This window comes from Sulfurimonas sp. (assembly GCF_032250635.1).
In the GTDB taxonomy this organism is placed as follows: domain Bacteria; phylum Campylobacterota; class Campylobacteria; order Campylobacterales; family Sulfurimonadaceae; genus Sulfurimonas.
Map to the genome: position 1 here is coordinate 1 of NZ_JAVVFL010000111.1, position 7,497 is coordinate 7,497.

General features: G+C 39.3%; 4 protein-coding genes. 1 reads left to right on the plus strand and 3 read right to left on the minus strand.

The genetic code is table 11. The annotated features are described in order from the left end of the window. Positions 1 to 1,324 (minus strand): glutamate synthase subunit beta (locus RQ763_RS07580; RefSeq protein ID WP_314152139.1); only part of this gene is annotated, 1,324 nt, incomplete at its 3' end. Between the two features lie 2 nt (positions 1,325 to 1,326). Continuing rightward, on the minus strand, positions 1,327 to 5,766 hold the full coding sequence (gene gltB, locus RQ763_RS07585) for a glutamate synthase large subunit (RefSeq protein WP_314152141.1): 4,440 nt from the start codon (positions 5,764 to 5,766) through the stop codon (positions 1,327 to 1,329). A gap of 363 nt (positions 5,767 to 6,129) precedes the next feature. Here gltB and recO point away from each other — a divergent pair, with 363 nt between their 5' ends. Beyond that, the gene (gene recO, locus RQ763_RS07590) at positions 6,130 to 6,750 is read left to right on the plus strand and encodes a recombination protein RecO (RefSeq protein WP_314152142.1); all 621 of its coding nucleotides are present in this window, start codon (positions 6,130 to 6,132) and stop codon (positions 6,748 to 6,750) included. 1 nt (position 6,751) lies between these two features. Here the strand turns inward: recO and RQ763_RS07595 are convergent. Further along, positions 6,752 to 7,497: ATP-binding protein (locus tag RQ763_RS07595; protein WP_314152143.1), on the minus strand; the 746-nt coding region annotated here is incomplete at its 5' end.

Here is a 7,497-nt window from a genome sequence, read left to right on the forward strand (position 1 = left end):
CTACAAGATCGGCACCTCTGTAACAATCACCACCGGCATAGATTCCGGCAGTTGTCGTCTCATGCGTCTTTTCATTTATAATGATATCGCCCCATTTATTGGTACCAATACCGTTTTCCGCCAAAAATGAAGGAACTTCAGGGTCAAAACCAAGCGACATTATGACTATGTCGGCATTTACTCTATACTCACTCCCCTTTATCTCCTCCATCTTTTGACGCCCGCTCTCATCCTTTGCACCAAGAGTAGTTTTTATGACTTCAACAGCCACAGCACTGCCTTTATCATTTAAAATTATCTCTTTTGGAGAGACAAAAAATGTAAAATCAACGCCCTCTTCCATAGCGTTTTTATACTCTTTTTGGCTTCCTGGCATATTGTGCGCATCACGTCTGTATAGACAGGTAACACTCTTTGCACCCTCTCTCTTAGCGGTTCTTAAACAATCCATTGCAGTATCTCCACCGCCGACTACAACAACATTTTTATCTTTAAAATCAAATTTTTTGTCATAAGAGAGCTTGAAAATTTTTCTCTGAATTGCCGTGAGATAATCCATCGCTTTATAAACATTAGGTGCCTGCTCGCCGTTTATAGAAGCTTTTTTAGCTTTTGTTGCACCGATGCCTACAAACATTGCATCATGCTTATCCGCAATCTCTTCAAAAGTTATATCACGTCCAACTTCACAGTTGAGAACAAGCTCCATGCCCGCTTCTACAAGAAACTTTACACGACGCTCTATTATTTTTTTGTCAAGTTTAAAGTTTGGAATTCCGTAGGTCATAAGTCCGCCGGCTCTGTCACTTCTTTCATAAACGGTTACTGCTATGCCTGAGCGTAAAAGATATGTAGCAGCAGAGAGCCCCGCAGGTCCGCTTCCGATGATTGCCACCTTTTTATCGGTTGTAATCCCTGGAAAATCCGGTTTGTAGCCTACTTTAAACCCCTCCTCTGTAATATATGTTTCAACAGAACCTATAGTAATAGCGCCGTGACCGTCGTTTAGTGTGCAGTCGCCCTCACAAAGTCTATCATGCGGACAGACTCTTCCCATAACTTCAGGAAAAGGAGAAGGCTCATTTGAGAGTTTAAAAGCAAACTCCAAATCTTTTTCACTTACCGCTTTTAGCCACTGCGGAACATAGTTATGAAGAGGGCATTTATTGAGACAAAACGGGTCTCCGCACTGGATACATCTCTCGCTCTGCGTTGCCGCTTCGCTCTTGTCAAAAACCTCATAAATCTCGCCGAAATCTTTTGTTCTCTCTACGACTAATCTTTTTTTTGCTTCTATTCTTTCAGTTGTTAAGTACTCTCTCATGATTAATCTCCAATCTCTAGGTTCATAGGCAGTTTCGTTAAATTTTTAGGTTTTACAAGCCAGAAGTTTCTCACCTCTACTCTATAGTTATCAAGCAGCTCTTTTGCCTTTTGACTCTGTGTTTCAACAACGTAATCTTTGAGAAGTTTTTTGAGGTAGTGTCTAGCCTCGTCTGTCTCATCGGTATCAATTCTAACAAGCTCAACAAGCTCACTATTTACATTTTCAACAAATCTATGCTCTATATCATAAACAAAACTGATTCCACCCGTCATACCAGCACCAAAGTTAATCCCAGTACGCCCTAAAATGACTACAACGCCGCCTGTCATGTACTCACAAGCATTATCGCCTGTTCCCTCAACAATAGCAAGTGCTCCTGAGTTGCGGACTGCAAATCTCTCACCCACGCTTCCTGAAATGTAGAGCTTTCCGCCAGTCGCACCATAAAGGCAAGTATTTCCTCCGGCTGCAAACGCTTCGCCGCTGTTTTTAGAGGTAATAATTATCTTGCCTCCATGCATGCCTTTTCCGATATAATCATTTGCAACACCGCTTAGGTAGATTGATACCCCGTGAATCAAAAAGGCGCCGAGTGCTTGTCCTGAAATACCTGTGAGATTAATTCTAATCGTATCAGAGCGCAAGCCTTTATCACCGTAATACTCGGCAATTTCACCACTGATAAGTGCACCGAAGCTTCTGTTTACGTTTGTAATATTTTTCCTGATTCTTACCGGATACTCCGGATGTTTGATAGCGCTCATCACCTCATTAAGAATATCTTTTTCAAATGCATTATCATCAAACGGAGGATTAAAAAGCTGTTGGCATGTATTTACTCCCTCTTCTTGATGTAAAACTGCACTAAAATCGAATTTTTTAGCAAAATCATCATCTAGCACTTTCAACATATCGCTTCTTCCTATCATCTCCTGCATTGTTTTAAATCCAAGCTCCGCCATAATAGAGCGGATATCTTCGGCTAAAAGAGTGAAGTAGTTTACAAGCTGATCAACATGTCCTTTAAAAAAGTCTTGACGAAGTTTTTCATTTTGCGTAGCAATACCCACTGAACACTTGTTGACATGACAGATTCTAAGCATTTTACAACCCACGATAGTTAAAACTCCCGTTCCAAAACCATAGCTCTCAGCACCCAACAACGCTGCTTTTACAACATCTAGACCCGACTTTAAACCTCCGTCTGTTTGAAGCTCAACAGCTCTTCTGAGATTATTTGCTTTTAGTGCATTATGTGCCTCGCTAAGTCCTAGCTCCCACGGATTTCCTGCAAATTTAATTGAAGTAAGAGGTGCAGCACCCGTTCCGCCATCTCCTCCTGAGATAATAATTTTATCCGCATACGCTTTTGCAACACCTGCGGCAATAGTTCCAACACCAATGGTTGAAACCAGCTTTACGGCAACTCTTGCCTTTGGATTTACCTGCTTTACATCAAAAATAAGCTGTGCCAAATCTTCAATAGAGTAGATGTCGTGATGTGGCGGTGGCGAAATAAGAGTGACACCAGGAACTGTGTGGCGAAGTTTTGCTATAAGCGCTGAAACTTTATGCCCCGGAAGCTGTCCGCCCTCGCCCGGTTTTGCCCCTTGTGCTACTTTTATCTGAATCTCTTCGGCACTTCTAAGGTAAGCAGGAGTTACTCCAAAACGTCCCGAAGCAACCTGCTTTATTTTTGAATTTCTCTCAGTTCCAAAACGCTCCGAGTCTTCTCCGCCCTCTCCACAATTTGACTGTGCTCCGATTTTATTCATCGCCATCGCAATAGTCTCATGTGCCTCAGGACTTATAGAACCAAGACTCATAGCAGCTGAAGCAAATCTCTTAAAAATAACCTCTTTTGGCTCAACCTCGGAGATATCTATCGGCTTTCTATCGGACTTAATCTCAAAGAAATCACGAATAAATTTAAGACCTCTTTTGTTTACTAAGTCTCTTAATTTTTCGTAATCCTTTTTACTTCCACTCTGCGCAGTCGCGTGGATGGCATGTATAACCGCAGGTCCAAAATCGTGATGCTCTTGCTCATTATAAAACTTATAGTATCCGCCTATATTTAACGGAAATATTCTGTTAAATCCGCTCTCTTCAAAAGCCTCTGTATGGTGTTTCGTAAGTCTTTCATCTATATCACTGTAATCAAGTCCGTTTAGTGCGGAGTTTGAAGCACCAAAACATTCGCCGACTATCTCGCGACTAAGACCGATTACATCAAAAAGACCTGCATTTCTATACGATGCAATAGTTGAGATACCCATTTTAGACATTATTTTGAGTATACCCGCATTCAGTGAGCCATGAACAGCCTTCAGTGCGACATTACACTCCATCCCAATAGCATTAGATCTTTTTGTGTGCTCAATAACCGTCTCTGCCAAGAGCTTAGGATGTATTGCGTTAGCGCCGTAACCTATAAGAACCGCCGCGCTATGAGAGTCATACACCTCCCCGCTCACTGCAACCATAGAGGCAAGATGGCGTACTTTTGCCTTCAAAAGAGCAGTGTTGAGACGTCCGATAGCCATTGCCATAGGAATTATTTTCTTTGTTTTACTAAACTCGCTATCATCGAGTATAATAATTCTCGTACCCTCATTTTTTACAGAGTCAACAACATTTTCAACTAAAGCATCAAGAGATATTTTCAAATCTTTCTCATACGCCGTAGAGAATGTTTTGTTGCGGTAAAAATCTTGATAACTAGGCGATTTTTTATCCCCGAATGATTTTAAAATAGCTAACTTTTCCCTTGTAATAATGGGAGAGACAGATTTGAGACGATGAGCATGAAAAGGGACTTCATCGAGTATATTGTGAACCTCGCCAAAACCAGTATTTAAACTCATAACCACTTTTTCTCTAATAGGGTCAATAGGAGGGTTTGTAACCTGTGCAAATTTCTGCTTGAAAAAGTCGCTAAACGCTCTCTGCTTGTTTGAAAAAGCCGCCAGAGGAGTATCGTCTCCCATTGATCCGACAGCCTCTTTACCCTCTAAAATCATAGGCTCTATAACCTGTTCTATAACCTCATGCGTGATATTGAAATATCTTTGTCTTGCTATGAGTTCCTCTTTTGTATACTCCGGAGTCGACATGTATTGATCTACGACATGTTCTTGAAGGTAGATCATATGCTCATTTAGCCACTTCATGTAGGGATTTGAGCTTTTTAGATAGTCGTTAATCTCGCTATTTTTAAAGATTTTTCCAAATTTAAGGTCAAGTCCGATCATCTCTCCAGATTGAAGACGACCTCTCTCTTTGATATCTTTCTCAGGAATGTCGACAACACCGTACTCGCTTGCTATAAGAAGCGTATCGTCTTTTGTGATGATATATTTTGATGGGCGAAGTCCGTTTCTATCAAGCACACAGCCGACATATCTTCCATCAGTAACGGAAAATGCAGCAGGTCCGTCCCATGCTTCAAAAACAGTAGATTGAAACTCATAGAATGCACGAAGTTCAGGATCCATGTGTGGAGCATTTTGCCAAGCAGCTGGAATAACCGCGCGCACCGCTTTAAAAAAGTCCATACCGTTTACAAGCAAAAACTCAAAAAAGTTATCAGCAGAAGCGCTATCTGAAGATCTTGGCTGTAAAATAGGCAGTAATCTCTGAATCTCTTCATCGGTAAATACTTCACTTTTTATCGATTCTGATTTTATCTCTACGTTAAAACGATTTCCCTCGACAGAGTTAATCTCCCCGTTATGAGCAACTGCACGAAATGGTTGAGCAAGTTTCCACTCAGGAAGCGTATTGGTTGAAAATCTTTGATGAAAGAGTGAAAATGAGATCTTAAAACTCTCATCTTGCAAATCTATATAGAACTCTTTAATGTGCGTAGGCATAACAAGCCCTTTGTACGAAAGCACTTTTGAACTCATGGAAGCTATGTAGAAATTTTTATCATCTTCGAGTTTGTGTTCACTCTCTTTGCGCGAAAGATATAAAAGTGCATCAAATCTGTTTGTTGCCATAATGGAGTTTGGAGTAATAAATAGTTGAATAATTGTTGGAAGTGTGACGAGAGCCTGTTCTCCAAGAGCATCTCTGTTTACAGGTACATCTCTGCGAAGTACGATTTTGAGATCATTTGCCTCACAAATCTCCTCCATAACATCTAAATATTTCAAATCTTTTGTAAAAACTGAAGCCACAGCGAACTGTTTTGGAAGTTCTAATCCCTCTTTCATAGCCTCTTTGCGAAGAAACTCCTCAGGAAGAGAAAAAAGCAGACCGCTTCCATCTCCTGTTTTTCCATCAGCTGCCACCGCTCCACGATGCATCATTCTCTCTAATGCAGTTACCGCATCATCTAAAACTTTGTGTGATGCTATGTTTTTGATGTTTGCAACAAGCCCAAAACCACAATTATCTTTAAATGATCTCAATAAATCACGATGCTCAACCATATTAACTCCTAAATTTTATAATTATTTCTAATGTTACGCACTAAAACGAACGCGTCCGTTTTAGTGGCAGGGACAAATGTCCCTACAACCCCCTTGCCATGGAGTATGCCATTGGTTAGCATACCTAAAAGCTACGAAAAACTTTGTTTTTCGAGAATTACAAGGTGTTTTACTCACTTTGATGAAAAGAGAGTAAGTAAAATCAAATTCTTTAACGAATTTTATAAATTTAATCTCTTTTTAAACAAACTTGCTCTATTTAGAGATAAGAGTTGCATTATACATTTTAAAGGTTTAAAAAAATATAATACCACTATGATTTTTTTGTTAGAAATAAAATATGTGTAAAAAAGAAGCGAAATAATGCAAGGATTTATTCTAAATCTCAACAGAGTTAAAGATGAAGATTTAATAGTCACTATCTTATCAGCAGAGAGCTTAGATACTCTTTATAGGTTTTATGGAGCAAGGCATGGAGTTATCAATCTTGGCTTCAAAATAGACTATGAAAAAGAGAGCTCATCCAAATCGACAATCCATAGACTTAAAGATGTCATCCATATAGGATTTAAGTGGATAAATGATTATAAACTCTTACGAGTATGGCAAGATTTCTGCACACTCTTTTATAAACATCTCAAAGATGCCGATGAGCTTGACGCGTTCTATTTTGAACTTCTAGAAAATGCCTCTATAAACTGGAGCAGACAAAATCCAAAAAGAGTAGCCATAGAGTCCTATATAAAACTCCTAGAACACGAAGGGAGACTACATAAAGAGCTGGAGTGTTTTATATGTGCCGCGCCGATAGTTGGAGACGAAATCTCTCTGATTCGTGCCTTTTTACCTACTCATAAAAGCTGTACGCATACTTTTGGCATAAAAAAAGATGCTCTCATTGAATTGTTTGAGAACAAATCAACGCTATTTTTAGACGATAAAGAGATAGAGAGACTCTGGTATATTTTACTTGAAGGGTTGTAGGCTAAACAACCAGTTCAAAAACATTAAACTTACCATCATGATAGTACAAAAGTTCAAAACCATGCTTATCCACGATTCTTCTAACCAGGCTGAGTCCCAATCCATATCCTGACTGATTTCTTGAATTGTCCCCCTGGGTAAAGGCTTCACAATAGTATTCTAGTGGCTTGTCTAAAACTTCGCCTCTACTCTTTACAGATATATTTGTATTCTTGACAACCACATATACAGGTTTTTGGGTTCCGTATTTGAGTGCATTATCTATTAAGTTTTTCAGAGCGATTGAGAGGTAATTAAGGTCTCCTTCGATTTGAAAGCTTGACTCTATTGCAATATCCACAAGATTTTCATCTTCTATAAAAAGTTTAGAGAGTGCTTCTCCCACAAGAGTATCCGAACTAAATGTTTCAATCTTTAATTTATTTTGATTGGCATTAAGTTTTTCAAGACATAAAAGCTCGTTTATCATCTCATCAATTTGAAAAAGTGCCTTATTTAAAATTCTTTTATATTTATTATCCTCTATCATATCTAGTGCAATCTTAGATTTAGAGATTGGAGTTTTCAGCTCATGCCCTATGTCGCGAAGCAGTCTCTGTCTGGATGTTATGAGATCTTGAATATTTGATGCCATAGAGTTAAATGTCTTGGCAACCTCTCCTATCTCATCTTTACATCCGGTTTTAATCCTTAAACAGTACTCTCCCTCTCCAAACTTCCTAATAATCTTTGATATATCTTTTAGCG

Coding starts and splice junctions, on each gene's coding strand:
- recO (WP_314152142.1), top strand. CDS start 6,130: ATGCAAGGATTTATTCTAAATCTCAACAGAGTTAAAGATGAAGATTTA.
- gltB (WP_314152141.1), bottom strand. CDS start 5,766: ATGGTTGAGCATCGTGATTTATTGAGATCATTTAAAGATAATTGTGGT.